This window comes from Alcaligenes sp. DN25, assembly GCF_023674485.1.
GTDB lineage: Bacteria > Pseudomonadota > Gammaproteobacteria > Burkholderiales > Burkholderiaceae_B > Alcaligenes > Alcaligenes phenolicus.
This window is the reverse complement of the sequence record NZ_CP098408.1, coordinates 2,697,935-2,721,964: the sequence shown is the minus strand read 5'-3', so window position 1 is coordinate 2,721,964 and position 24,030 is coordinate 2,697,935. Positions and strand designations below refer to the sequence as shown.

Genomic DNA, 24,030 nt, shown 5'->3' with positions numbered 1-24,030 from the left:
AATACGAGAGTAGCGGTCTACAGCTCCAGAAAGCTGTCGTGGAAAGCCTCCACCAAGCCTAGATGACGACGCCCGGCAGGACCGGCCTGATCCATCACCTGGCTCAGGATCAGATGGCACAGCCCGATCACCGCCACGTGGTTATCCAGCACACCAGGCGATTGGACATCACAGCGCAGAGTCCAGCGACAAGCACTTTTCTCCGGGCTGAGCTGGTCAGTGATGTGCAACACATTCGGGTTCAGCTGCGCCATCTGCCCAATCAGTTGATCCATATTGCGCACCCGGCGACGCAGGGCAAAAATCACTACGACATCGTCAGCGTGTATGCCTGCCAGATGTTCCCCCATGGTCTCGCCAGGGCCGGGAATCAGTTGAGCCTCAGGGACGATTTGCAGCAACTGCCAGCGAAAGTAATTGGCCAGGGCATGGCTGGATCGAAACCCGAGAACCCATACTTTGCGCGCACCCAGAATGGCCTGGGCGATTTCTTTCAGCAACGAGTCGGGGATGCGTCTATAGGTAGCGGCCAGGTTGTTCTGACTTTGCTGCAAGTGTGTGGCCAGCGAGCGCTCGGCTTCCGTTTCAGTGGCTGCCAGCAACAGGGGTGAACCTGCTTTCTTTTCGGAGCGCACTTGTTTGCGGGCGGCCTCGTAATTGCTGTAACCCAGGCGTCGAATAAAGCGGGTGACCGTCGCATTGGACACATTGGCCAGGGAGGCCAGCTCCGAGGCGGTGTAGCCGGCCAGGTCGCCCGGAAAGTCCAGGGCAAATTCCGCCAGACGTCGCTCTGATGGGGATAGATCGTGAAGAATGTCACGTACGCGTCCAACAAAGGACTTGACGGCGGGATCAGACATGGCGCTCCGTACTCTTGTAGTGTGTTCTGGATTTTACGGGGAAGCTCATGGAACTGTATCAAAAATAAGGTGGCATTCATCGCCCTGAATCGTCTATAGATCTCCGCGCTCGGCCATGGAGACAGTCTGGCTGGGCGTGACAATAATGTGGTCCAGCAAGCGTATATCAACCAAAGCCAGTGCCTGGCGAATGTGCCGGGTCAGCCGGATATCGGAGGCGCTGGGATAGGCGGCACCGGAAGGGTGATTGTGCGCCAGAATAATGGCGCAGCTGTGGTGACGCAGGGCGGCGCGCAAAATCTCCCGTGGGTAGACTGAAGCCTGGTTGACTGTGCCCCGGCTGATCTCCTCGGCGCAGATCAGTCGCAGCTGATTGTCCAGAAACAGGGCCAGGCAATGCTCCACGGGTAAATGTCCAATATGGGCCAGACAATATTCGCGCACCTTGTCCGCCTGGTTCAGCACCGGCAAGTCCGTGAGTGATTCCAGGGCGCAGCGGCGTTGCAGTTCCCGGATAACCAACAGTTCCGCACATTTGGCCGGCCCGATGCCGTCCAGTTGGCGCAGGGCAGATGCATCAGCCGATAATAATCCTTTGAGTCCGTTAAAATGGTCCAGCAACATCTGGCCCAGCTCGACAGCATTGCGCCCGCGTGTACCGGTGCGCAGGACAATGCCCAGCAGTTCCGGGGTGCTCAGACAGGCAGGGCCGTGCGCCAACATGCGCTCACGGGGCCCTTGGCGGCGTAAAGTGGATGTGGCCATAAGAAACGCTAAAATGCGGTAATTGAATGATTTTCTATAGTGAGCGATCGTGAGTAACTCTGCTAGTTCCGAGCTTGGAATTGTCCGTCAGGATTCCTACCTGACTTTGCACTATCGTATAGAGCTGGCCAGTGGCCCGGCGGCAGGCTCTGTATTTGCGGATACCTTTACCGGCCGCCCGGCGACCTTGCAACTGGGCAATGGTCAGTGGGCCCCCGGTATGGAAGAGAAACTGCTGGGTCACCGTGAAGACGAGCGCTTTCAGCTCGACATTACTCCCGAGGATGCATACGGCGCCCGTAATCCGGACCTCTTGCAGCGCATCACTCGCGAAATGCTGGCCAGCAACGCCGCCGAAGGCGCGGAATTCGTGCCCGGTGATATGGTGGAGTTTGCCGCCCCTAATGGCAGTCGCTATTCGGGCGTGCTCAAGGAAATCGACGACAAGACTGCCTTGTTCGATTTCAATCATCCTTTGGCCGGTGTGGCTTTGCGCCTGGATGTTCATATTTTGGGGATTCTGTAATGAGTCAAGCTACTCCCGTTCAGAACGCTGAGGTTGTTCTGGCCCAGCCCCGTGGATTCTGTGCTGGGGTCGACCGCGCGATTGATATTGTCGAACGCGCTTTGGAATTGCACGGCGCACCCATTTACGTGCGCCATGAAATCGTCCATAACCGTTACGTGGTGGAAGACCTGCGCAATAAAGGGGCGATCTTTATTAAAGAGCTGGACGAGGCTCCCTCGGGTGCAATCGTTATTTTTTCGGCTCACGGCGTATCGCGTCAGGTGCGTGACGATGCCGAAAAGCGTGGTCTGAAAGTCTTTGACGCCACGTGCCCGCTGGTGACCAAAGTGCATATCGAGGTCTCTCGCATGCGCGCCGAAGGCCGGGAGATCATCATGATTGGTCACGTCGGACATCCTGAAGTCGAGGGTACGCTGGGGCAGGCTGACGGCGGCATGTACCTGGTGGAAACGCCCGAGGACGTCGCTAACCTGAAAGTGGCCGATCCCGACAAGCTGGCCTTTGTGACGCAAACCACCTTGTCCGTGGACGATGCGGCAGTTGTGGCCCAGGCCTTGCGTGAACGCTTCCCCAATATTGTGGAACCCAAGAAAAGCGATATCTGTTATGCCACACAGAACCGTCAGGATGCGGTCAAGATCATGGCTCCACAGTGTGATCTGGTCCTGGTGGTGGGCAGTACCAATAGCTCCAACTCCAATCGTTTGCGCGAAGTCGCCGAACGCAAGGGGGCTGAAGCCTATCTGCTGGATAAACCGGAAATGATTGATCCGGCCTGGCTGGTCGGTAAAAAGCGCGTGGGTGTGACGGCCGGCGCTTCTGCTCCGGAAGTTCTGGTGAATCAGGTGATTCAGCGCTTGCAGGAACTGGGCGTAGGCAAAGTGCGGGCCTTGGATGGTGTGGAAGAAAACATTGCCTTCCCGCTGCCCCGAGAACTGTCGCGCAAGATTGAAAGCCTGAACAAATAAAAAACGATTTTTGCAGGGTGGACAGGAGACAAGATGATTCTGTATAGCTACTTTCGCAGTTCCGCCGCTTACCGGGTGCGGATTGGTCTGAACCTCAAGGGGCTGGACTACCAGATCAAGCCTGTACACCTGCTCAAGGATGGTGGTCAGCAGCATCAGCCCGATTATGTGCAGGTCAATCCCGTGCAACTGCTGCCTGCTTTGGATGATGATGGTCTGATCATCACGCAATCCCTGGCCATCCTGGAATATCTGGACGAACGCTATCCTGAACTGCCTTTGTTGCCCAAAGCGTCGGCAGAGCGGGCTTGGGCACGTTCCATGGCCCAAACCGTGGCTTGTGATATTCATCCGCTGAATAATCTGCGCGTGTTGCAGTATTTGAAAAACGAACTGCACGCCCAGGAGGATGCTCGCAATCAATGGTATCGCCATTGGGTCAGCGTAGGGTTGGAAGGCCTGGAAGCCTTGGTGCAGCGCCATGGCAAAAAGGATCATGACTTTATTTTTGGTGATACTCCTGGTCTTGCCGAAATCTGCCTGATTCCTCAAATGTTCAATGCCCGTCGTTTTGACATTGATCTCAGCACATTTCCACGCCTCTTGGCTGTGGAGGAAAAATGTCTGGAGCTGTCCGCCTTTCAGGAAGCGGCCCCCGACCGCCAGCCCGACGCGGCTTGAGTATCAGCATAAGGGCGGTCCCTTGTTGGGCCGACCAGACTTCACCCGCCTGACAGGCGGGTTTTTCTTGCCCCGCTTCAATTGGCTGGATGATGTTGGGGGCGTAAAGGACGAGACATGAATATTGGTTTTTGTGGTTTGGGCCGTATGGGTCAGCCTATGGTGCACCGCTTGTTGAAGGCCGGTCATCAGGTTCGTATCTGGAATCGTTCCAAAGACAAGGGGCAAGCCCTGATCGAAGCCGGTGCCCACTGGTGCGATACCCCGGCGCAAATGGCCGAGCAGTGCGAAGCCGTTTTCCTGTGTGTCTTCGATGCACAGGCGGTGCACAACACGGTCCTGGGCGAGCAGGGCCTGGCGTCGGTGCAGGGAGCCTTGCGGATTGTGGTAGACCATTCCTCGATTCCTCCACAGGCCACACGCGAGATGGCTGCCCAATTGCAGCAACGTTGCAGGGCTCATTGGCTGGATGCTCCGGTATCCGGTGGTGTGGGCGGAGCAGAACAAGGCACGCTGGCCATCATGGTGGGCGGGCAGGCGGCGCAGCTGGATCGTGTTCGTCCGGTGCTGGCCGCGTATTCGCAGCGCGTCACCTTGATGGGGGCGGTAGGGGCCGGCCAAGTAACAAAGTTATGCAATCAGACCATTGTGGCCACCACCTTGACCGCTATCGCCGAGGCCTTGAGCCTGGCCAATGACAATGGCGTGGACGCCTCCAAAATCAGTGAGGCCCTGGGGGGCGGTTGGGCCGATTCGGTTTTGCTGCAATTGTTCGTGCCGCGCATGACTACGCCCGACAATCAAGTAAAAGCGTCGGTCGATACCATGTTGAAGGATTTGAATACCGTGGCGGAGCTGGCCAGTGTCAGTCACACCAGCATGCCGGTGGCTCATGCGGCCCAGCAAACCTATCGTGCGGCCCATCGTTTGGGCTTGGGCGCAGACGATGTCGCTCGCATTACGCATGTGAATAGTTACAATTACGGGGAATAAACTACCATCAGTCAAACTTAGTTTCGGTATTATGTCGGCTATTTGAAGTTGGGACTGTAGGTCTACAAAAGGGAAGTCATGAAGAAAAGTACAGGGCTGGTCACACTGGTTGTCGTGTTAGCGGCCGCATACGGCGGTTCGACCTGGTACACCGGTAAGAAAACTGAAGCGCTGGTGGGTGAGAAAGTGGCCCAGTTCAACACCCTGGCTGCCGAGCAGATGCAGCAAATGGGCATGAGCGAGTCGGTCGTCATGAACGTGGTGGACTACCAACGTGGCGTATTTTCCTCTACTGCTCGTTACACCATCACCATCAAGCCTTCCGACGCTGAAGAGAAGCCTCTGGAGCTGACTTTTGATGACAAGATCAGCCATGGCCCGCTGCCTATGTCGGCAATGGCTCTGGGTAACTTCACCCCTGTTGCCGCCTTGTCGCACAGCACTCTGGTCAAGACCAAAGACACCGAAGGCTGGTACAAGCTGACGGGCGACAAGACCCCTTTGTGGGCGGACAGCCTGGTCGGTTTTGACGGTGCCGTGGACTCCAATGTGCATTTTGAAGCCATCAAGCACCAAGGCGACGAAGTCAAAGTGGACTTCAGCGGCGGTCAATTGCGCACCAAAGCCGGTGGCAAGAGCAAAGATATTGTTGTGACCGGCAGCTTCCCCAAGCTGTTTGTTGACGACATCAGCGCAGATCCCTTGAAGCTTGAGGCCTCCAACTTCGTGGTGGACTTCAAGCAAGACGGTGACATCAATGTCAGCGGCACCCAGGTCGGCAAGCTGAGCGTTGATGACGTCAAGATGCAATCTGCCGAGACCGATGGCATTACCTTCAAGCAGATCGCCATCAATTCCGATGCGGTCACCAAAGACTCCGTCAGTGATACCAAGGTTGTTTACGCGCTGACTGATCTGGTGTTTGAAGACAAGGTCAAGCTGGGTTCGGTTGAGCTGTCGATGAACTTTGACCGCGTTTACGCACCTGCAATCTCCGCTCTGTCCAAGCTGATTTCCGATTCCAATCTGCAAAACGATATGGATTCGGTAGATGGCCCAACGGCTCAGAAGATGATGGAACTGGTGCTGCAGGCGCTGGAGCACAAGCCTGTGCTGCGTGTTGAGCCTCTGCGTTGGTACACCGCCGCTGGCGAGTCCAAAGCCACGCTGCGCATGGACTTCCAAAAGCCCAATGCGACCTTGCAAGAGCTGCAAACCAGCCCTGAAATGTGGATCGAAGCCATTCCTGCTGCTCAGCTGGATGTTTTGATTTCCAAGCCCATGCTGCGTGGCCTGGCTGCCGAGATGGACAAGGCTGAAGGCCTGTCGCCTGAAGAAGGCAATGCTGCCATGCTGGACATGATTCTGGATGCGGCTGTCGCTCCCTACGCCGAATCCAATATGGTCAAGAATGACGAGAACGGCATTTCCACGACCATCAAGTACGAGGGCAAGGATCGCGTGTTCGACATCAACGGTCAGCGTTTCACTTCCGAGCAATTGCTTGGTCTGGTCCTGATGGGCATGATGTAATTCGTCTGGGCCTGGTCCAGCGTAAAGCCCACCGAAATTCGGTGGGCTTTTTTTTACTGTCGGGCCGTCCCAGGGTGGAGCGCAAGCCGAAGGCGCAGCGTGGGGGCCTTTTTTATTTAATCAGCGAAGGGAGCCAGATTTTATGGCCAGCTTATCGGATCAGCTGTCTCGGCTGGTGTACAGCACGGAACAAGGGCGTATGTGTCCTGATTGCGGGCAGCCACAAAAGCAATGTCGTTGCGAGGAGAATCGGCGCGAGCAAAGCCTGTCTCAGGCTCAGGGGCCGGTGCGCTTGAGTCTGGAAACCAAGGGGCGAAAAGGGAAGGGAGTGACCGTGGTAACGGGCCTGGTGATGCCCGAGGAGCAGCTCAAGGCGCTGGTCAAGGAACTGAAGAACGCCTGTGGAGCGGGCGGGACGCTGAAAGAGGGAACGCTGGAGATTCAGGGCGATCATCGAGCCGTTGTGCAGGCACGCCTGGAACACAACGGCTTGACGGTCAAGCGGGTCGGCAGACCCTGACAGGAATTTAGAAGCTGTAGCCCAAGCCTACGCCACCAAAGACGCTGCTTTTCTTCTCGACCAGCGGGCTGTCTTTGGCTTCTTCACCCAAGGTGTTCACGCCCAGCAGACCTTGCAGGGACCAGCTTTCGCTGATCTTGTGGGTGTACTGGCCGTACAAGGCATAAGAGCGCAAACCCGCGTCAGGGCGGTAGGTGCGCAGTTGTCCATTGCTGCCAGCGGCTTCATGCGACTTCACGCCAAAGTAGGTGCGCATGGCTTTTTCGTTGGACCATTTCAATTCGGCACCCAGCGAGAAGCTGCTGTCCTGATCGTTCCAGAGGCGGTAGCTCAAATCCAGAACGGCCGTGGCGCCATAACCGCTTTTCAGTGCCTGGTAGTAGCTGCCTTCAATCTTGGCATTGCCCAGTTGGTAAGCAGTAAATACACCCAGATTGCCGTGACGATCAATATCATCAGTTCCGTACAGGCGGTCGGCATCACCGGATTTACGGGCACGGGCCAGAGCGGCGTAAGTACCGATAGTCCAGTTGTCTGTCAGATTGGTTTGCAGACCGATGGCAGGCATGCCTGCTTTGGGGGCCAGGAAAAAATGGCCGTTACGGTGCGAGAGCAGAGGGTAGAAACGGCCGTCGTAGCTGTCAGCCCCTTCGTACTTGGGGGCAAAACCAACACCGACACCCACGGTAGTTTGCTGTGCAAGTGCCTGGCTGGTTCCTAAAGCACATAAAGCCAGTAAAAGGCAGGGACGCAGAGCAGAACGGACGAGGGTGGGCATGACAGATTCCTTGTGATACGGGTAAAAACAGGCCCGCTTGTCGCGAGCTTAGCTATCGTATCAAGGTTTGGGTGGGGGCAGGCAGAATCATGACCGGCCAGTATGGTCTGTTGTTCTGGCCCTACACCCCATCAGGCTCGAATGTAAATCCAGTTTTCCGCCTGCAGTTTCACCAGGGCAGTGATGGCACCTTGCTCCAAGGTTTGGAAGCGTTCTGGCGCACTGAGGGACTGATTGCGCAGCGTGTTGGGGCACAGGTAGGTGTAGGCGTCGCAATCGTGTTCCGCGCCTTCTACGCAAGCTTTAACGGCCTGCGCATTGGCGATGATGCGAATCTGGGCATCCGGTATGTCCTTGAGCAAGTTGCGCGCATTGCTGCGGGCGCGCTCCAGGGCATGAACGGTGGGGGCATGCAAGAGAACACGAGTGCTCATGAATAAACGTCCTGCTTGAAATTAGCGTGGGCCAAAAACGCGTTCGGTAATGTCGGGTGAAGCGCCGGTCTGCATTTGAATGCGACCTTGCTCATCCTGCCAGACCATGGCGGGGGTGGCACGCAAATCCCAGCCCATCATCAGATCTTCATTGCGGGTCAGATCGGCCTCAATATCACTGGGTACACTGTCCAGGCCTTTCACTCCGGCGCTGCGATCTTTCAGCATGGCCAAAGAGTGCTCGTTCAAGGCCTTTGTGGGATCCTTGGCAGCCAGGATGGCAGCCGATTTCAGGCTGCTGCTGGGGGCCAGAATGCCCACCATGACGTGGCGCAGCTGTACTTTGCCGGACTCAACCCAGGGGCGAGCCATTTTCCAGAACTGCATGCAGTAAGGGCAATTCGGGTCGGTAAACACGTAGACCACGCGTGGGGCCTTGTCGTCGCCATCCTTGATCCAGCGGGATTTTTCCAGTTTGCCCAGCATGTCCTTGGCAATGGCGGGTTGCACCAGTTCGTCCAGACCGGCCGGGCGTACCTCTTCACCCTTGGCATCGATCATGGTGCCCACCATCATGTGCTGCCCGTCGGGCAGGTTATAGATGGCCAATGCGCGATTCCCGCTATACGCACCCCAGGCTTTCAGGCCACCGGGAGCATCAAATTCGCCCACAATGGATAGCCCTTGCTCTTCCAGGGCCTTCAGGGCAGCGGGGCGGTCGGCGGCTTGGACGACGGTGCTGGCGCACAGTAAACCGGCCAAGGCAAGACGGATCGAAAAAGAGGAAAGCGGCATGGTGGTTAATCCTGCAAAACAGTCGGTGAATGTATATATCCAGAAAATATATACTAAGATCAAAATTGAATAAAAGAATGGGACTAGGCCTTGCCTGGATAGTTCCCCATTCCTGTTCTGATCAGGTTGTTTCTCTGCATTAGCCGGTCTTTAAGCGCGGATCTTCAGATTGGCCAGTTCCAGCAAGCGGTAGGTTTCGTGAACAGGCAAGCCCATTACGCCGGTATAGCTGCCACTCAAGTGGCTGATAAAGGCACCGCCCAGGCCTTGAATGCCATAGGCTCCCGCTTTACCCATAGGCTCGCCGCTGGCGCAGTATTCCGCAATTTCTTGTTCGTTCAGAGTTTTGAAGCTGACTTCGCTGATGCTGATACTTTCAAACTCCACACCACCTACGCCCAGGGATAAGGCGGTCATCACTTTGTGACGGCGGCCCGAGAGCTCGCGCAAGATACGTGCGGCATCGGCCAGATCAGCAGGTTTGCCAAATATGGTCTCGTCCATGCAGACCGTGGTGTCGGCACTCAAAATAGCGCGCTCCTGATCCAGACTGCTGTCCTGTGCCCGCCATTCCAGGGCGCGCAGCAGCTTGTCGCGAGCCGTGCGACGGACATAATCCAGCACCGCTTCCTGTTCCAGACGCGGTTCATCCTCGCCCGGAGGGCTGGGCACATGCAGGACTTCATGAGTGATCTGGATGCTGTTGAGCAGATCGTGGCGACGTGGACTGGCTGAGGCCAGATAAATGGGCTGAAAAGGCATAAGAAACCAGGACTAAAAGAAGGTTCAGGCGCGGTGGTAAGGGTGCCCGGTCATGACGGACCAGGCGCGATACAGTTGCTCGGCCAGAAAGATACGTACCAAGGGGTGAGGCAGGGTCAGGGAGGACAGACGCAACATGCCGTGGCAGCTTTGCTTGAGTGCCGCATCCAGTCCGTCCGGGCCACCGACCAGAATGGCAATATCCTGACCGCTGCTGCGCCAGCGCTCCAGCTCCTGAGCCAGCTTGACGGTGGTCAGATCCTTGCCGCGTTCGTCCAGGGCGATGCGCATCGCCTGGGCGGGAATGGCCGCTTCAATGCGTTTGGCCTCGGCCTGCATCATCTGGGCAGGCGTCTTGCCGCTGGTACGGGGTTCGGCCTTGATTTCGCGCAGTTCTATGGCGCAGTCCTGGGGCATGCGGCGAGCATATTCCTGCCAGCCTTGTTCCACCCAGTCGGGCATGCGCTGACCTACCGCGATGACAATGAGTTTCATGGAATGTCGTAAAAGAAAAAAGGCCGCATCGTAAGCTGCGGCCCGGGTATTGCCGACAGGACAGTGGAAGGGCTTAGTCTTCGTCTTCGTCGGCGCTGGCGAAAAAGCCAGCCGGTGGAACCTGGCGCGATTGCGGCAGCAGTTCCACTTCGACAGGGCGTTCGCCCCAAAGTTCTTCCAGGTTGTAGTACTGGCGGATGGCCGGCTGCATGCAATGCACCACGATGTCACCCAAATCCAGCAACACCCATTCGCCGGTGTCCTCGCCTTCATGGGCCAGGACTTCGACCTTGTTTTGGCGTGCCTTGTCAAACACGCTCTGGGCCAGAGCGCGGGTTTGCCGGTTGGAAGTACCACTGGCAATGACCACACGATCGAACAGGCCGGTCATGTGGGTAGTGCTAAAGACCTTGATGTCTTGAGCTTTGACGTCCTCGAGGGCATCGATGACGAGTCGTTGAAGTGTTTCTATATTCATAAAAAGAACTATACAGGGCGCGCCTGTGGGTGGGAAAGATAGAGCCGTTTTTTGTCAATGTATTGAGCGACTTCTTCCGGTACCAGGGCGGTGATGTTGTCACCGCGCTGCACTCGCTCCCGAATCTGGGTGGCCGAGATGTCCATGGGCAGAAAGTCAATCTGATGCAAACGGCGCTGAAGTCGACTCAGTTCCTGCTGCAAGGCGACGGGCGTCTCCAAAGGACTGCCGGGGCGCTGGGCAACAGCCAGTTCGACGTATTCAAGAATTTCTTGCCAGTCGTTCCAGCTGCAAAAATTATGCAGCTGGTCGCTGCCTAAAATCCAGTAGTAGCGCGACCCGGCGGGCAAGCTGCGCACCGTGTCGATGGTGTAGGTTGGGCCACCGCGCTCGATCTCTACGGGGTTGACCTGCAAGCCCGGATGGCTTTGGGCGGCCAGCTCGGCCATGACCAAACGATCCTGGGTGCTGGCACCCAAGGCGTCGCGTTGCCAGGGCTGGGCAGCGGGCAGCAACTGAACCTGGTCCAGCTGCAGCTGGTCGAACGCGGCAAGCGCCAGCGCCACATGAGCTTTATGGATGGGGTCGAAACTGCCACCCAGGAGCCCGACACGCTTTAAATCCATTCGCGAGGCACCAAGTATTGCGCCAGGGCCGCTTCTGGTGTGCCGGGTTCGGGCGACCAGTTGTAGCGCCAGCTCGCCTGGGGTGGCATGGACAACAGGATGGATTCCGTACGGCCACCCGATTGCAGGCCAAACAGGGTGCCACGGTCAAAGACCAGATTGAATTCGACATAGCGGCCGCGACGAATGGCCTGGAAGTCTCGATGCGCCTGGGTGTATTCCTGATCCATGCGGGCACGCACGATAGGTGCATAGGCATCGGTAAAGGAATTGCCCACGGAGCGGGTCAGGGCAAAGCTGGCTTCAAAGCCGGGCTCGTTCAGGTCGTCGTAGAAAATGCCGCCAATGCCACGGGTCTCGTTGCGGTGCTTCAGATAAAAATATTCGTCGCACCAGCGCTTGTAGCGCGGGTAGTAATCCGCACCGTGCGGCGCCAGAGCATCGTGGCACACCTGGTGGAAATGGCGGGCATCGTCTTCGTGCAGGTAGTAGGGCGTCAAGTCCAGACCGCCACCAAACCAGAACACATCCTCTTGATCCGCTGTCTGGGCCTGGGCCACAAACATGCGCACATTCATGTGCGTGGTGGGTACAAAGGGATTGCGCGGGTGAATCACCAGTGAAACACCCATGGCCTCCCAAGGGCGTCCGGCCAGTTCAGGGCGGTGGGCGCTGGCCGATGGAGGCAGGGTGTGGCCTTTGACATGGCTGAACAGAACGGCAGCCCGTTCAAAAACAGGGCCGTTCTCCAGCAGGCGGGACAGACCGCCACCGCCTTCTGGACGATCCCACTGGTCCGACTCGAAAGGCGTGCCATCCAGCTGCTCCAGAGTGTCCACGATGTGGCTTTGCAACTGACGGAAATAAGCCTGGACGGTATCAATGGGTAAAGACATGAAAAGACCTTGCTGCGACAATCAGGATTCACTGCTGGGCAGAGCGCGCCAGCCGATATCGGTGCGAAATTGCTTGCCGTCGAAATGCGTTTGGGAAATGGCCTCGTAGGCGGCTTCCTGAGCGCGACGGATGGAGTCGGCCATGGCGGTGACACACAATACACGACCACCCGTGGTGACCACGGTGCCGTCTTTCATCTGCGTGCCTGCATGGAAGGTGATGCACTCGTCGGTGTCTTTCGCAAATTGCGTGATGGCATCACCAGTACGAGGCTCTTCGGGGTAATTGGCCGCGGCCAGTACCACGCCAATCGCGGTACGACGATCCCATTCGATGGTGGCCTCGTCCAGCTTGCCAGCCAGAGCCAGTTCGAAGGTTTCGGTCAGATCGCTCTTGATGCGCATCATGATGGGCTGGGTTTCAGGGTCGCCCATGCGGCAGTTGAATTCCAGCACCTTGATGGGGCGGGTGGCATCCGGGCCATCGTCAATCATCACGCCCGCGTACAGAAAGCCGGAGTAGGGCAAGCCTTCCTTGGCCATGCCTTGCATGGTGGGGTGAATGACTTCGCGCATGATTCGGTTATGCAGCGTGGGGCTGACGATAGGGGCGGGGGAGTAAGCACCCATGCCGCCTGTGTTCGGGCCCTGGTCGCCGTCTTTCAGGCGTTTGTGGTCCTGGCTGGTAGCCATGGGCAGCACATTCTTGCCGTCGCACATCACGATGAAACTGGCTTCTTCGCCGGTCAGGCATTCTTCCACGACCACGCGGGCACCGGCGGCACCAAAGCGACCATCACCCAGAATGTCGTCAATGGCGCCCAATGCTTCTTCCAGCGTGGTGGCCACAATCACGCCCTTGCCAGCGGCCAGGCCATCGGCCTTGACCACAATGGGAGCGCCTTGCTGACGGATGTAATCCTTGGCGGCGTCCGGATCGGTAAAGGTCGCGTAGGCCGCCGTCGGGATGTTGTGGCGCACCATGAAGGCTTTGGCATAGTCCTTGGAGCTTTCCAGCTGCGCGGCAGCCTGGGTGGGACCAAAGATTTTCAGACCGGCCGCACGGAAGGCGTCCACAATGCCTGCGGCCAGCGGTGCTTCCGGGCCGACGACAGTGAAGGCAATTTTTTCTTGCTTCACAAAGGCAATCAGTTCCTGGATATCGGTGATGGCCAGGTTTTCAATACGTTCGGCACGCGCGGTACCGCCATTGCCCGGGGCAACGTAGACAGTCTGCACGCGTGCAGATTGGGCCAGGCGCCATGCCAAGGCGTGTTCACGGCCGCCGCTGCCGACAACAAGTAGCTTCATAGTGATGAGTCGGGCAGGGCCCGCAAAGAGGAGTTTTCAGAAATAGCTTATTCGGCTTCGTCCATGACGGCGGTGGTGTAGACCTCTTGGACATCGTCCAGGCCTTCCAGTGCGTCCAGAAGTTTTTGCATCTTGACGGCATCGTCGCCGCTCAGTTCCGTTTCGTTCAGGGCTTTCATGACCACGCCTTCCACTTCAGGCGTCAGGCCAGCGGCCTGGAACGCGGCTTGCACAGCCGGGTAGTCCGTAGGAGCGCACAGCACTTCGATCAGGCCTTCTTCGTCGGTCACGATATCGTCGGCACCAGCTTCCAGGCCGATTTCCATAATCGTGTCTTCCGAAGTGCCCGGAGCGAACAGAAACTGACCGCAGTGGCGGAATTGAAACACGACCGAGCCGTCCAGACCCAGATTGCCGCCATTTTTTGTAAAGGCGTGACGCACATCCGAGACCGTACGCTGACGGTTGTCGGTCATGCAGTCCACAATCACGGCCGCGCCGTTAATACCGTAGCCCTCGTAGCGAATTTCTTCGTAGTTGGCATCATCCGCGCCGCCTGCGCCGCGCTGGATGGCGCGCAGAATGTTGTCTTTGGGCATATTGGCAGCGGTTGCCTTGTCCCAGGCCATGCGCAAACGTGGGTTGGACTCGGGGTCAGGGCCGCCGGCACGTGCGGCCACGGTGACCTCACGAATGATCTTGGTCCAAAGCTTGCCCCGTTTTGCGTCTTGACGACCTTTACGGTGCTGAATATTCGCCCATTTACTATGTCCGGCCATAAAGTATTACCAATTCAGTAGACTACGTTCAAAGAAAAACAGATCTATTTTAACCTGTCTGCGCGACAAGGCCCGAGCTTGGGCGAAAGTCGCTAGAATCTAGGCACTTGGCATTCTATCCGGAAGAGAACAAACAATCATGGCTGATCCAATTTTGCTTGCTCAGAATAGCGATACTCCCATTTACCTGTTGCCTGCGCTGGCCAATCGGCATGGTTGTATTACGGGGGCTACCGGGACGGGGAAGACCGTCACCTTGCAGGTTTTGGCCGAAGCCTTTTCCCGCCTGGGAACGCCGGTTTTTCTGGCCGACGCCAAAGGCGATTTGAGTGGAATTTCTCAAGCCGCCCAGCCTAATCCGAAATTGCAGGAGCGCCTGCAAAAGCTGAGCCTGCCCGAGCCAGCCTGGGGGGCGAACCCGGTCACCTTCTGGGATATTTTTGGCGAGCAGGGCCATCCGGTCCGGGCCACGATTTCCGACATGGGGCCTTTGCTGCTGTCCCAGATTCTGGAGTTGAACGATACCCAGGAAGGGATTCTCAATATCGTCTTTCGTCTGGCAGACGACGAGGGCCAGTTGATTCTGGACCTGAAAGATTTGCGCGCCGTGCTGCAAGACGTATCGGACCGTGCTGCCGAGCTGCGCAATCAGTATGGCAATATTGCGGCAGCCAGTGTGGGGGCAATCCAACGCGCCTTGCTGCGCCTGGAAACGCAGGGGGCGGATCGCTTCTTTGGTGAGCCAGCGCTGGATGTGATGGACTGGATTCGTACCGACTCGGCCGGGCGCGGCATGATCAATGTGCTGGCAGCCGACAAGCTGATGCAGTCCCCCCGCTTGTATGCGGTCTTCCTGCTGTGGATGCTGGCCGATCTGTACGAGCGCCTGCCGGAAGTGGGCGATCTGGACAAACCGCGTCTGGTTTTCTTCTTTGACGAAGCCCACTTATTGTTTACAGGTGCACCAAAGGCCTTGCTGGAAAAAGTCGAGCAGGTTGTGCGTCTGATCCGCTCCAAAGGTGTGGGTATTTATTTCGTGACACAAAACCCGCTGGATATTCCCGATACCGTTCTGGGTCAGCTGGGTAATCGAGTACAGCACGCCTTGCGCGCCTTTACACCGCGTGATCAGAAAGCCGTCAAGACAGCAGCGCAAACCATGCGCCCCAATCCTGGTCTGGATATTGAAGCGGCCATTACCGAGTTGGGCGTTGGCGAGGCCCTGGTGTCCATGCTGGATGCCAAGGGGATTCCCACGCCTACCGAGCGTGCCTGGCTGGTGGCTCCGGGTAGCCGAATTGGCCCCGCTACCGATGCGGAGCGGCAAACGGTACGACAAGCGTCCTTGTTTGGCTTGAAGTACGACCAGGCAATTGACCGCGAATCCGCCTACGAGGTGCTGGCCAAAAAAGCGGCTGATGCGGCTGCCAATGGTGCCGCGGGTGCCACGCAGCCGGGAGCGGCGGCAGGCAAGGACGAAGGCCTGATGGGTGTCGTCAATGACTTTCTGTTTGGATCAACCGGGCCGCGTGGTGGCAAGAAGGACGGCCTGGTGCAAAGCATGATCAAAACCGAGACCAAACGGGCTGCCACCAAAGTGCTGCGTGGGGTATTGGGTTCTTTATTTGGAGGGAAACGTTAATGCCCACGCAACTGCCTCATTTAATTGTTGCCACCACAAGGCCATCAGAAACAGCACGTTGGGCGGATGAATTCCGCAAAGTCTATCCTGATTGGAAAGTTGATGAGTTTGTAGCAGGTCAGCCCAGCACCGGGGCGACTTACGCCATCGTCTGGCAGCCGGATGCGGCCTTGTTCAAGCAGGAACCCCATTTGCGCGCCACCTTCAATCTGGGGGCGGGCGTGGATGCCGTCGCAGGGACCATCCCGGCCGAGATGCCTTTGTACCGCTTGGAAGATGCGGGCATGGCCGAGCAAATGGCCGAATATGCCTTGTATGGCGTGCTGCGTGCGGTAGGCCGTTTTCAGCCCTACGAGGAACAGGCGCGTGAGGGAAAGTGGAAAGCCTACCGCCCGATCGACCGCCGCCAGTGGCCAGTCGCTGTGCTGGGGCTGGGCGCGATTGGCAGCAAGATTGCCAAGGTCATCGCCAGTCTGGGCTATCCCGTACATGGCTGGTCGCGTCGTCTGCACGAAGCGGACTTCCCTTGCTATGCCGGTGAAAAGGGCCTGAAAGAGTGCGTCTCTGCCAGCCGTATCCTGGTCAACGCCTTGCCACTGACTCCGCAAACAGAAGGTTTGATCAACCGCGACGTATTGTCGAATTTGCAGCCTGGTGGCTATTTGATTAACGTCGCTCGCGGTGGCCACTTGGTCGATGCCGATGTGCTGGATGCTCTGAAGAGCGGTCATCTGTCAGGCGCTTTGCTGGATGCCTTTACCCAGGAGCCGTTGCCAGCCGATCATCCGTATTGGGGTATTCCTTCTGTGATGGTTACGCCTCATATTTCGGGTATCACCGTTCGTGAATTGGCATTGGAGCAAATTGGCTCGCGCATCGAGCTTTTGCAGCAAGGCAAGCCTGCGACTGGTCGGGTGAATCACAGTCAGGGCTATTAATCCTTAACCGATTTGGACTGGCCTGCCGGCACCGTGGAAGCTGGTAGGCTAATTGCTGTTTTGTGAACAGAGCAGCGTCTTTTCAGAATAAGGCCGTGGAGGCCATGTAAAACCACAAGGAAAGAGGAATGAGTAAAGTTCATCGTATTGCCGTGATCGCAGGAGATGGGATCGGCAAGGAAGTCATGCCTGAAGGGCTGCGTATTCTGGAAGTGGCCGCTCGCCGTCACGCCATCAATTTTGATTGGAAAGTTCTGGACTGGAGCTCGGACTACTACCAGAAGCACGGCACCATGATGCCTTCGGACTGGAAAGCCCAATTAATGGATACCGAGGCCATTTTCTTTGGCGCCATGGGCTGGCCTGATCTGGTTCCCGACCACGTTTCGCTGTGGGAATCTCTGTTCAAGTTCCGTCGTGAATTTGATCAATACATCAACTTGCGTCCTGTGCGTTTGATGCCTGGTGTGCGTTCGCCACTGGCAGGTCGTGAGCCCGGTGATATCGATTTCTTTATCGTGCGCGAGAACACCGAAGGTGAATACTCCAATAGCGGCGGCATCATGTTTGAGGGCACGCAGCGCGAAGTGGTGATTCAGGAAAGTGTCTTTACCCGCACGGGTACGGACCGAGTCTTGAAGTTCGCTTTTGAACTGGCTAAAAAACGCGGTAAACACGTTACTGCTGCGACCAAGTCCAACGGTATTTCGATTTCCATGCCCTGGTGGGATTCCCGCGTGGCCGCCATGGGCGAGCAATACCCGGATGTAAAGTGGGACAAGTATCACATCGATATTCTGTGTGCACACTTTGTGCAGCACCCGGACTGGTTTGATGTTGTTGTAGCTTCCAACCTGTTTGGCGATATCTTGTCCGATCTGGGCCCGGCATGTACCGGCACCATCGGCATTGCACCCTCGGCCAACCTGAACCCCGAACGCGTATTCCCCTCCTTGTTTGAGCCCGTGCACGGCTCGGCACCGGATATTTATGGCAAGGGCATTGCCAACCCGGTCGGTCAGATCTGGAGTGGTGCCTTGATGCTGGATTTCCTGGGCTACCCCCAGGCAGCCGCCGAAGTAGTGCAAGCCATTGAGCAGGTTCTGGCCAATGGCCCACGTACCCCTGATTTGGGTGGTCAGGCCAGCACAACACAAGTAGGCGAGGCTATCGCCCAAGTGTTGGAAGCGATGGCCTGAGCCATCAGTTGGACTTGGGTGGGCGCAAGCCTGCCCAAGTGATGGCTCCAATCATGATGGCGCCACCCAGCAGCGCACGGCTGCTGGGGTATTGAGCGAAAAGCAGCGCCGCAAAAGCGATGGCGTAGACAGGCTCCAGGGCGATCACAATCCCGGCACTGCGGGCATTCAAAACGCTTAGCGCAGAGACCAGCAGGTAATGCGACAAGGCCGTACAAAATACCCCCAGCAGTGCAATCCATACCCAGTCCACCAGCGTGCTGTCGCCCAGCAGCGGTATGGCAAAAGGCCAGCACATCAGGGCGACAAACAGGTTTTCCCACCAGGCCACTTGCTGTGCCGACAAGTGCTTGGCTGCGCGTCGGTTGATGAGGGTGAACATGGCGAAAGTAAAGCCGGAGGCAATGGCCCAGGCCAGGCCAATGGTGGATTGATCCTGGAAATCAAAAGAGGGGGTCACCAGCAACAAGCCCACGGTGACCAAGGCCAGAATGATCCACTCCGATACGGTAACGCGCTCGCGCAGTACGGCCCATTCACACAAGGTAATAAAGGCCGGGAAGCTGGCAAAGCCCAAGGTGGCAATGGCCACGCCGCCCACTTTAACGGCCACAAAAAAAGTGGCCCAGTGAATGGCCAGCATGATGGAGGCCATTAGCAGGGTGCGAAAGTCCGCTGCTTTCATGCCCTGACCCAAACCGCGCCCTTGAGAGCGAATGCTGATAAACAAGGCCAGGACTGCAAAGCTGGCTCGGCCCGCGGTGATCAGCATGGCGCCGACCTGAATGAGCTCACCAAAAATGCCAGTCAGTCCGAACAGAACGGCGGCCACATGAATGGCAGCCAGAGCACGTCCATGCGTCATGGAAAGCGATCCGAAAAAAAGGAGTCAATTTAGGCTATTCTGGTGTTTTATATCAGCCAGTGATAGGGCTAGTGGGTCGGGCAGGCAATAAGAGCAAGGCATTATTCTAAGACATTGCTACGGGCCCCTCATCAAAGGAGTAAAACAATGACGCAGACGGTTAAGGCGATACGGATTGAGCGTAATGGTGGTCCGGAGGTATTGCAGTGGGCTTCGGTAGAGCTGCCCGCTCCGCAGGAGAAGGAAGTCACCATACGCCAAAAAGCAGTGGGCTTGAACTTTATCGACATCTATTTCCGTAATGGCCTCTACAGCAATCCCTTGCCGCATGGTTTGGGTTTTGAAGCGTCCGGCATTGTGGAAGCAGTCGGTTCGGGTGTCACGCATCTGAAAGTGGGTGACCGTGTTGCCTACGGTCAAAGCCCGCTGGGTGCGTATGCCGAGGCCCGTAATGTGCCTGCTGATCGTGTGGTACGCATTCCTGATGGCGTCACTTTTGAGCAGGCGGCGGCCATGATGCTCAAAGGTTTGACGTGCTGGTATTTGCTGCGCCAGACCTATCGCGTGCATGAAGGCCAGACGATTCTGTTTCATGCCGCTGCGGGTGGCGTGGGCTTGTACGCCTGCCAATGGGCACGTGCTTTGGGCGTGAAGTTGATCGGTACGGTGTCCAGTCCCGAGAAAGCCGCTTTGGCGAAAGAGAACGGTGCGTGGGAAGTGATTGATTACTCCCACGAAGACGTGGTGCAGCGCGTGCTGGAACTGACCAATGGCCAGAAAGTACCTGTCGTATATGACGGCGTGGGCAAGGATACCTGGGAGCGCTCGCTGGATTGCTTGCAGCCGCGTGGCCTGATGGTCAGCTTTGGCAATGCTTCCGGCCCGGTAACCGGTGTGAATCTGGCGACGCTGGCATCGAAGGGCTCCTTGTATGTGACCCGTCCTGTGCTGGGGGCTTATGTGCCTACACAGGAAACCATGCAAGATGCCGCTGACGAAATGTTCGAGCTGGTGCTGCAAGGCAAGATCAAGCCGCTGATCGGTCAGCGTTTCCCGCTGGATCAGGTCGCCAAGGCCCATGAGGAATTGGCAGGGCGCCGTACCACGGGCTCGACGGTGTTGACGCTGGATTAAGGCGGATTATCGGGTAAGAAGGGGGATGAACAGCTAGCCCTTGCTCAGCGCTGCGCTTGATATAACAGGTGTAAGTCAGGCATCCACTCTTCTGGTGTTGCTTGTTTTTCCTGATGTCCCGATTTGCATGTCAGGTGTTTGGAAAGCCCGATAAGCACGCAGCCCCAATAGTTCTACTTATAAAAAATGGCCTCCTTAGCGGAGGCCATTTTTATTTAGCAGTGCGGCAGCCGCTGAGATTCAGCGGACAGGAGTCAGCCTTGCTCGTGGTACTGACGCACGCGCTCGACTTCATTGCGCGAACCCAGAATCACGCCAATGCGCTGGTGCAGCTCGGTAGGTTGCACGTCCAGAATACGCTGTGTACCGTCAATCGACATGCCACCGGCCTGCTCGACCAGGAAGCTCATGGGGTTGGCTTCGTACATCAAACGCAGCTTGCCCTTGCGACCGGAGGCACGGGCATCGCGCGGGTACATGAAGATACCGCCACGGGTCAGGATGCGGTGTACATCGGCCACCATGGAGGCGATCCAGCGCATATTGTAGTTTTTGCCCAGTGGGCCGTCCGGGCCAGCCAGGCAGTCGTCGATATAGCGTTTTACCGGGGCTTCCCAGTGACGCATATTGGACATATTGATGGCGAACTCGGAGGTGTCCTCGGGGATGGTGATGCGCTCGGTGGTCAGCACCCAGGAGCCCATTTCCTTGTCCAGAGTGAAGGCGGCGACGCCGTCACCGACAGTCAGGACCAGCATGGTTTGCGGGCCGTAAATGGCATAGCCGGCGGCAACCTGACGCACGCCGGGTTGCAGGAAGTCTTGCTCTTCGATGACGCGATCACGTGCTTCAGGTGGGACGCTCAGGACCGAGAAGATCGTGCCGATGGACACGTTCACGTCAATATTGGACGAGCCATCCAGCGGATCGAACAAGAGCAGGTTTTCGCCCTTGGGGTAGTAGTCGGGAATGCGGTGCAGGGTGTCCATTTCCTCGGAGGCCATGGCCGCCAGGTTACCGCCCCATTCATTGGCTTCCAGCAGGATTTCGTTGGACAGCACATCCAGCTTTTTCTGAACTTCGCCCTGGACATTCTCGGAGTCCAGAGAACCCAGAACGCCGCCCAGCGCTCCTTTGCTGACGGCATGGCCAATGGCCTTGCATGCGCGAGCCACTGTTTCCAGCAGCAAGCGTACGTCGGCGGTGACCGTTTTTTTCTGGCGCTGTTGCTCCACCAGATACTGAGTAAGGTTTTTCTTCAAGACAGACTCCGAGGTCAAAGAGTTAATGCTTTATGTACGATTTCGGCCACATTACCCGACAGGCCAGGTTCGGCCTGAATACGCTCCAGCGCTGCCTTGAGCAGGTCGCGGGTTTCGGGTTCAAAGCGGGCCCAGTTATCAAACACACGGGCCAGACGGGCAGAGATTTCCGGGTTGAGCTTGTCCAGGGCAATGACTTGCTCAGCCCAGAAGGCATAGCCTTCCGGCGTGTGTACAGCCTGCATATTATTCATGCAGAACTGGAAAATCAGAGAGCGGGCGCGGTTGGGATTGCGCATCGAGAAAGCGGGATGCAGCATCAGGGCGCGCACCTGGGCAACTTGCGTGCTGGGGGCGGTGGCCTGCAAGCTGAACCAGCGGTCCAGCACCAGAGGATTGTCCTGCCAGCGCTGGAAAAAGTCATCCAGGCCGTCTTGACGATCCTCTGGGTCACCGTAATTCACCAGAGCGCTCAAGGCACCCATGCGATCAGTCATATTGGTGGCCTGATCGTATTGATTGCGTGCCAACTGCGGGCCGGTATTCACACCGGCAACCAGCAGGTAATTCAGGGCCAGATTGCGCAAGGAGCGCTGGCCAGCCTGCAAGGCGTCGGGGCTGTACGGGGCTTGTTCCAGGCTCAGGTACTGATACAGTTCCTGCCAGTAGGGAGTCAGGGCCAGGCCCAGCTCACGTTGCAGCTGACGACGGGCCTGAACCACGGCGCGCGGGGTCATGGGCTTGGTTTGTTCCAGCAATTCGCGCTCGCTGGGCAGGGACAGGATGCGCGCCTTGTAAGCAGGGCTCAAGGCCGGGTCCTGTACCAGCGCATGCCAGGTTTGAACCACGGTCGCCAATTGTGCGGCCGACGGTGTGCGTCCCGATGCCGAGGACAAGATCAGACGGGTCGCTAGCAGTTGAGCCGCTTCCCAACGTGCAAATGGATCCGTGTCGTGACGGGCCAGCAAAGCCAGCTCGGAATCCGGACGGTAGTAGTCCACCCGCACAGGCGCAGAGAAATTGCGCAACAAGGATAGGACGGGCGCCTCAGGAATCTGCGTGAAGGTCCAGCTTTGTTCGGCTTGCGTGAAATCCAGTACCAGCGTATCGCCTTGCTGACCATCCAGGTGCAGGGTCAGTGGTGCGCCTTGCTGATCCAGCATGCCCAAGGCAAAGGGGATGTGCAAAGGTGGCTTGGGTGTGGATTTGTTTTCGATCCCGGCGGGCGCATTGCTTTGACGCAGGGTCAGCGTGGCGGTTTGGGTGGCAGGGTCGTGCTGCAGGCTGACCTGAACGCGTGGTGTTCCCGCTTGCTGATACCAGCGGCGGAACTGTTCCAGGCTCTGGCCGGGTTTGACCTGGCGATACACGCTGTCCATGCTGTCCACGAAATCGTCGCAAGTGACTGCTTGGCCGTCATGGCGCTTGAAGTACTCACGAATACCAGCCTGGAAGTTTTCTTCACCCAGCAAGGTGTGCTGCATGCGAATGACTTCCGCACCTTTCTCGTAAATTGTGGCGGTGTAAAAGTTGCTGATTTCCTGATAGCTCTCGGGGCGGATGGGGTGAGCCATTGGGCCGGCATCTTCAGGGAACTGGGCCGCGCGCAGGACGCTGACATCATCAATGCGTTTGACGGCGCGGGCGCTGGCGGCTTGAGCGCCGTCCAGCCCTTGAGCCAGCATGTCAGCCGAAAACTCCTGATCGCGAAAAACCGTCAGACCTTCTTTCAGGGATAGCTGGAACCAGTCGCGGCAAGTGACGCGGTTGCCGGTCCAGTTATGGAAGTACTCATGGCCAATAACTGCTTCCACGGCGTGAAAGGACGCATCGGTAGTGCTTTGTGCATCGGCCAGCACGTAGGCGGCATTAAAGATGTTCAGGCCCTTGTTTTCCATCGCGCCCATATTGAAGTCGCGAGCGGCCACAATCATGAAGCGGTCCAGATCCAGTTCCAGCCCAAAACGTTGTTCATCCCAGCGTACTGAATGTTCCAGGCATTCCATGGCCCATTCTGTTTTATCGCCGTCACCACGATCGCAATAAACCTGCAATAGGGCAGGCTGGCCATTGGCTTTTTTGATTTCGCGTTCGCGCACATCAAAGTTGCCAGCAACCAGTGCAAATAAATAAGAAGGCTTTGGAAATGGGTCTTCCCAAATGGCTTGGCTGCGTCCATCGTCCAGTGTGGTGCTTTCCAGCAAATTGCCGTTGGACAGCAGATAAGGGTAGAGCTTGGCATCGCCGCGCAGGACCACTTCATAACGGGACATCACATCAGGACGGTCCGGGAAGAAGGTAATACGACGAAAGCCCTGGGCTTCACATTGGGTAAACAGGTTCTGGCCCGAGACATACAAGCCCATCAGCATGGTGTTGTCTTGGGGGCGGCAACGGCTTACCAGCACCAGATCACATTCTGCGGTCTGGGGCGAGAGCGTCAGGCCCTGTTCATCAAGCTGGTAATCCAGGGCGGTCAGGGCGACCCCGTTTAGGCTGACTTCAAGCAGTTCAATGTCTTCGCCATCCAGTACCAGGGGGCGGATCTGGCCGTCCCGGCTGCTGGCTCGAAAAGCCAGACGAACCAAGGTTTGCTCGGCCGCCAAATCAAATTCCAGCCGTACCTTATCTATTTGATAAGGGTAGGGCTGGTAATCGTGGCGGGAGATCGTAGGTAAGGTGTCTGTGCGCATGTGATCCTGGTCCGACAATCGAAAAAGATGGTCTATTGTAATGTTGTTTGAACGCCCACACTGGACGCCGGAAACAGGCAGTAAACTAATTGTT

The 24,030-nt window shown here is 57.2% G+C and carries 25 protein-coding genes; 10 read left to right on the top strand and 15 right to left on the bottom strand.

Translation table 11 applies throughout. The features are described from left to right. Positions 1-17: 17 nt before the first annotated feature. Together NBV64_RS12710 and radC are read right to left on the bottom strand one after the other, a co-directional pair. Positions 18-860 (bottom strand): MurR/RpiR family transcriptional regulator, encoded by an 843-nt coding sequence (locus NBV64_RS12710; protein ID WP_009456462.1) that lies wholly within the window; start codon positions 858-860, stop codon positions 18-20. Between the two features lie 93 nt (positions 861-953). After that, complete coding sequence (gene radC, locus NBV64_RS12705) at positions 954-1,625, bottom strand: RadC family protein (RefSeq protein ID WP_022983307.1); 672 nt, start codon at positions 1,623-1,625, stop codon at positions 954-956. 49 nt (positions 1,626-1,674) lie between these two features. Between radC and NBV64_RS12700 the strand changes: the two genes are divergently transcribed. The 6 genes from NBV64_RS12700 to NBV64_RS12675 all read left to right on the top strand — a co-directional run bounded on the left by NBV64_RS12700 (position 1,675) and on the right by NBV64_RS12675 (position 6,849). Next, on the top strand, positions 1,675-2,151 hold the full coding sequence (locus tag NBV64_RS12700; protein WP_230940668.1) for an FKBP-type peptidyl-prolyl cis-trans isomerase: 477 nt from the start codon (positions 1,675-1,677) through the stop codon (positions 2,149-2,151). Further along, complete coding sequence (gene ispH / locus NBV64_RS12695; RefSeq protein ID WP_009456459.1) at positions 2,151-3,122, top strand: 4-hydroxy-3-methylbut-2-enyl diphosphate reductase; 972 nt, start codon at positions 2,151-2,153, stop codon at positions 3,120-3,122. The genes NBV64_RS12700 and ispH overlap by 1 nt, the downstream gene beginning before the upstream one ends. 33 nt (positions 3,123-3,155) lie before the next feature. After that, a complete protein-coding gene (gene maiA, locus NBV64_RS12690; RefSeq protein WP_009456458.1) occupies positions 3,156-3,803 on the top strand; it encodes a maleylacetoacetate isomerase in 648 nt (215 codons plus the stop codon). Positions 3,804-3,920: 117 nt separating this feature from the next. Beyond that, on the top strand, positions 3,921-4,796 hold the full coding sequence (locus tag NBV64_RS12685; RefSeq protein ID WP_250755900.1) for an NAD(P)-dependent oxidoreductase: 876 nt from the start codon (positions 3,921-3,923) through the stop codon (positions 4,794-4,796). 78 nt (positions 4,797-4,874) lie between these two features. Then, the gene (locus NBV64_RS12680) at positions 4,875-6,329 is read left to right on the top strand and encodes a YdgA family protein (RefSeq protein ID WP_009456455.1); all 1,455 of its coding nucleotides are present in this window, start codon (positions 4,875-4,877) and stop codon (positions 6,327-6,329) included. Between the two features lie 142 nt (positions 6,330-6,471). Then, on the top strand, positions 6,472-6,849 hold the full coding sequence (locus tag NBV64_RS12675; RefSeq protein WP_009456454.1) for an SUI1 family translation initiation factor: 378 nt from the start codon (positions 6,472-6,474) through the stop codon (positions 6,847-6,849). Positions 6,850-6,856: 7 nt separating this feature from the next. Here NBV64_RS12675 and NBV64_RS12670 read toward each other — a convergent pair whose 3' ends face one another. The 10 genes from NBV64_RS12670 to NBV64_RS12625 form a co-directional block, all read right to left on the bottom strand. Further along, positions 6,857-7,627: a MipA/OmpV family protein gene (locus tag NBV64_RS12670; protein WP_009456452.1), complete on the bottom strand. Its 771-nt coding sequence runs from the start codon at positions 7,625-7,627 to the stop codon at positions 6,857-6,859. Between the two features lie 131 nt (positions 7,628-7,758). After that, the gene (locus NBV64_RS12665) at positions 7,759-8,061 is read right to left on the bottom strand and encodes a DsrE family protein (protein WP_009456361.1); all 303 of its coding nucleotides are present in this window, start codon (positions 8,059-8,061) and stop codon (positions 7,759-7,761) included. A gap of 21 nt (positions 8,062-8,082) precedes the next feature. Continuing rightward, positions 8,083-8,856 carry a thiol:disulfide interchange protein DsbG gene (gene dsbG, locus NBV64_RS12660; protein ID WP_250755899.1) on the bottom strand — a complete coding sequence of 258 codons (774 nt, stop codon included), beginning with the start codon at positions 8,854-8,856 and terminating at the stop codon, positions 8,083-8,085. Positions 8,857-9,006: 150 nt separating this feature from the next. Then, complete coding sequence (locus tag NBV64_RS12655) at positions 9,007-9,618, bottom strand: Maf family protein (protein ID WP_026483047.1); 612 nt, start codon at positions 9,616-9,618, stop codon at positions 9,007-9,009. Positions 9,619-9,642: 24 nt separating this feature from the next. Next, entirely contained in the window at positions 9,643-10,113 is a 471-nt protein-coding gene (gene rlmH, locus NBV64_RS12650; RefSeq protein WP_009456141.1) for a 23S rRNA (pseudouridine(1915)-N(3))-methyltransferase RlmH, read from the bottom strand. Between the two features lie 73 nt (positions 10,114-10,186). After that, positions 10,187-10,591: a ribosome silencing factor gene (gene rsfS, locus NBV64_RS12645; protein ID WP_009456142.1), complete on the bottom strand. Its 405-nt coding sequence runs from the start codon at positions 10,589-10,591 to the stop codon at positions 10,187-10,189. Between the two features lie 8 nt (positions 10,592-10,599). Next, the gene (gene nadD / locus NBV64_RS12640) at positions 10,600-11,217 is read right to left on the bottom strand and encodes a nicotinate (nicotinamide) nucleotide adenylyltransferase (RefSeq protein WP_009456143.1); all 618 of its coding nucleotides are present in this window, start codon (positions 11,215-11,217) and stop codon (positions 10,600-10,602) included. Further along, the gene (hemF, locus tag NBV64_RS12635; protein WP_022983308.1) at positions 11,208-12,113 is read right to left on the bottom strand and encodes an oxygen-dependent coproporphyrinogen oxidase; all 906 of its coding nucleotides are present in this window, start codon (positions 12,111-12,113) and stop codon (positions 11,208-11,210) included. The genes nadD and hemF overlap by 10 nt, the downstream gene beginning before the upstream one ends. 21 nt (positions 12,114-12,134) lie before the next feature. Further along, positions 12,135-13,424 (bottom strand): phosphoribosylamine--glycine ligase, encoded by a 1,290-nt coding sequence (gene purD / locus NBV64_RS12630; RefSeq protein WP_022983309.1) that lies wholly within the window; start codon positions 13,422-13,424, stop codon positions 12,135-12,137. Positions 13,425-13,471: 47 nt separating this feature from the next. Beyond that, a complete protein-coding gene (locus tag NBV64_RS12625) occupies positions 13,472-14,203 on the bottom strand; it encodes a YebC/PmpR family DNA-binding transcriptional regulator (RefSeq protein ID WP_026483044.1) in 732 nt (243 codons plus the stop codon). Between the two features lie 139 nt (positions 14,204-14,342). On the opposite strand from NBV64_RS12625, the gene NBV64_RS12620 reads away from it, so the two are divergent. The 3 genes from NBV64_RS12620 to NBV64_RS12610 all read left to right on the top strand — a co-directional run bounded on the left by NBV64_RS12620 (position 14,343) and on the right by NBV64_RS12610 (position 17,982). Continuing rightward, positions 14,343-15,845, top strand: coding sequence for a helicase HerA-like domain-containing protein (locus NBV64_RS12620; RefSeq protein ID WP_250755898.1), 1,503 nt, complete (start codon positions 14,343-14,345; stop codon positions 15,843-15,845). Continuing rightward, positions 15,845-16,783, top strand: coding sequence for a 2-hydroxyacid dehydrogenase (locus NBV64_RS12615; protein WP_250755897.1), 939 nt, complete (start codon positions 15,845-15,847; stop codon positions 16,781-16,783). Before NBV64_RS12620 ends, NBV64_RS12615 begins: the two co-directional genes overlap by 1 nt. 128 nt (positions 16,784-16,911) lie before the next feature. After that, a complete protein-coding gene (locus NBV64_RS12610) occupies positions 16,912-17,982 on the top strand; it encodes a tartrate dehydrogenase (RefSeq protein WP_009456162.1) in 1,071 nt (356 codons plus the stop codon). Between the two features lie 4 nt (positions 17,983-17,986). Here the strand turns inward: NBV64_RS12610 and NBV64_RS12605 are convergent, their stop codons facing one another. Next, positions 17,987-18,847, bottom strand: a complete 861-nt coding sequence (locus NBV64_RS12605; RefSeq protein ID WP_115633896.1) for a DMT family transporter — start codon at positions 18,845-18,847, stop codon at positions 17,987-17,989. 147 nt (positions 18,848-18,994) lie between these two features. Here NBV64_RS12605 and NBV64_RS12600 point away from each other — a divergent pair, with 147 nt between their 5' ends. After that, on the top strand, positions 18,995-19,981 hold the full coding sequence (locus tag NBV64_RS12600; protein ID WP_035272583.1) for a quinone oxidoreductase family protein: 987 nt from the start codon (positions 18,995-18,997) through the stop codon (positions 19,979-19,981). Positions 19,982-20,235: 254 nt separating this feature from the next. Here NBV64_RS12600 and NBV64_RS12595 read toward each other — a convergent pair whose 3' ends face one another. Beyond that, positions 20,236-21,261: a class 1 fructose-bisphosphatase gene (locus NBV64_RS12595; protein WP_009456167.1), complete on the bottom strand. Its 1,026-nt coding sequence runs from the start codon at positions 21,259-21,261 to the stop codon at positions 20,236-20,238. After that, positions 21,258-23,936, bottom strand: coding sequence for an aminopeptidase N (pepN, locus tag NBV64_RS12590; protein WP_250755896.1), 2,679 nt, complete (start codon positions 23,934-23,936; stop codon positions 21,258-21,260). The genes NBV64_RS12595 and pepN overlap by 4 nt, the downstream gene beginning before the upstream one ends. Positions 23,937-24,030: the final 94 nt, after the last annotated feature.

Bases quoted from the DNA above. Each gene is read 5' to 3' on its own strand.
- hemF (WP_022983308.1), bottom strand. From the start codon at position 12,113: ATGTCTTTACCCATTGATACCGTCCAGGCTTATTTCCGTCAGTTGCAA.
- NBV64_RS12605 (WP_115633896.1), bottom strand. From the start codon at position 18,847: ATGACGCATGGACGTGCTCTGGCTGCCATTCATGTGGCCGCCGTTCTG.
- NBV64_RS12620 (WP_250755898.1), top strand. From the start codon at position 14,343: ATGGCTGATCCAATTTTGCTTGCTCAGAATAGCGATACTCCCATTTAC.
- NBV64_RS12610 (WP_009456162.1), top strand. From the start codon at position 16,912: ATGAGTAAAGTTCATCGTATTGCCGTGATCGCAGGAGATGGGATCGGC.
- NBV64_RS12670 (WP_009456452.1), bottom strand. From the start codon at position 7,627: ATGCCCACCCTCGTCCGTTCTGCTCTGCGTCCCTGCCTTTTACTGGCT.
- NBV64_RS12615 (WP_250755897.1), top strand. From the start codon at position 15,845: ATGCCCACGCAACTGCCTCATTTAATTGTTGCCACCACAAGGCCATCA.
- pepN (WP_250755896.1), bottom strand. From the start codon at position 23,936: ATGCGCACAGACACCTTACCTACGATCTCCCGCCACGATTACCAGCCC.
- radC (WP_022983307.1), bottom strand. From the start codon at position 1,625: ATGGCCACATCCACTTTACGCCGCCAAGGGCCCCGTGAGCGCATGTTG.
- NBV64_RS12625 (WP_026483044.1), bottom strand. From the start codon at position 14,203: ATGGCCGGACATAGTAAATGGGCGAATATTCAGCACCGTAAAGGTCGT.
- ispH (WP_009456459.1), top strand. From the start codon at position 2,151: ATGAGTCAAGCTACTCCCGTTCAGAACGCTGAGGTTGTTCTGGCCCAG.
- NBV64_RS12600 (WP_035272583.1), top strand. From the start codon at position 18,995: ATGACGCAGACGGTTAAGGCGATACGGATTGAGCGTAATGGTGGTCCG.
- NBV64_RS12665 (WP_009456361.1), bottom strand. From the start codon at position 8,061: ATGAGCACTCGTGTTCTCTTGCATGCCCCCACCGTTCATGCCCTGGAG.
- rlmH (WP_009456141.1), bottom strand. From the start codon at position 10,113: ATGAAACTCATTGTCATCGCGGTAGGTCAGCGCATGCCCGACTGGGTG.
- NBV64_RS12710 (WP_009456462.1), bottom strand. From the start codon at position 860: ATGTCTGATCCCGCCGTCAAGTCCTTTGTTGGACGCGTACGTGACATT.
- purD (WP_022983309.1), bottom strand. From the start codon at position 13,424: ATGAAGCTACTTGTTGTCGGCAGCGGCGGCCGTGAACACGCCTTGGCA.
- nadD (WP_009456143.1), bottom strand. From the start codon at position 11,217: ATGGATTTAAAGCGTGTCGGGCTCCTGGGTGGCAGTTTCGACCCCATC.
- NBV64_RS12655 (WP_026483047.1), bottom strand. From the start codon at position 9,618: ATGCCTTTTCAGCCCATTTATCTGGCCTCAGCCAGTCCACGTCGCCAC.
- rsfS (WP_009456142.1), bottom strand. From the start codon at position 10,591: ATGAATATAGAAACACTTCAACGACTCGTCATCGATGCCCTCGAGGAC.
- NBV64_RS12680 (WP_009456455.1), top strand. From the start codon at position 4,875: ATGAAGAAAAGTACAGGGCTGGTCACACTGGTTGTCGTGTTAGCGGCC.
- NBV64_RS12675 (WP_009456454.1), top strand. From the start codon at position 6,472: ATGGCCAGCTTATCGGATCAGCTGTCTCGGCTGGTGTACAGCACGGAA.
- dsbG (WP_250755899.1), bottom strand. From the start codon at position 8,856: ATGCCGCTTTCCTCTTTTTCGATCCGTCTTGCCTTGGCCGGTTTACTG.
- NBV64_RS12685 (WP_250755900.1), top strand. From the start codon at position 3,921: ATGAATATTGGTTTTTGTGGTTTGGGCCGTATGGGTCAGCCTATGGTG.
- maiA (WP_009456458.1), top strand. From the start codon at position 3,156: ATGATTCTGTATAGCTACTTTCGCAGTTCCGCCGCTTACCGGGTGCGG.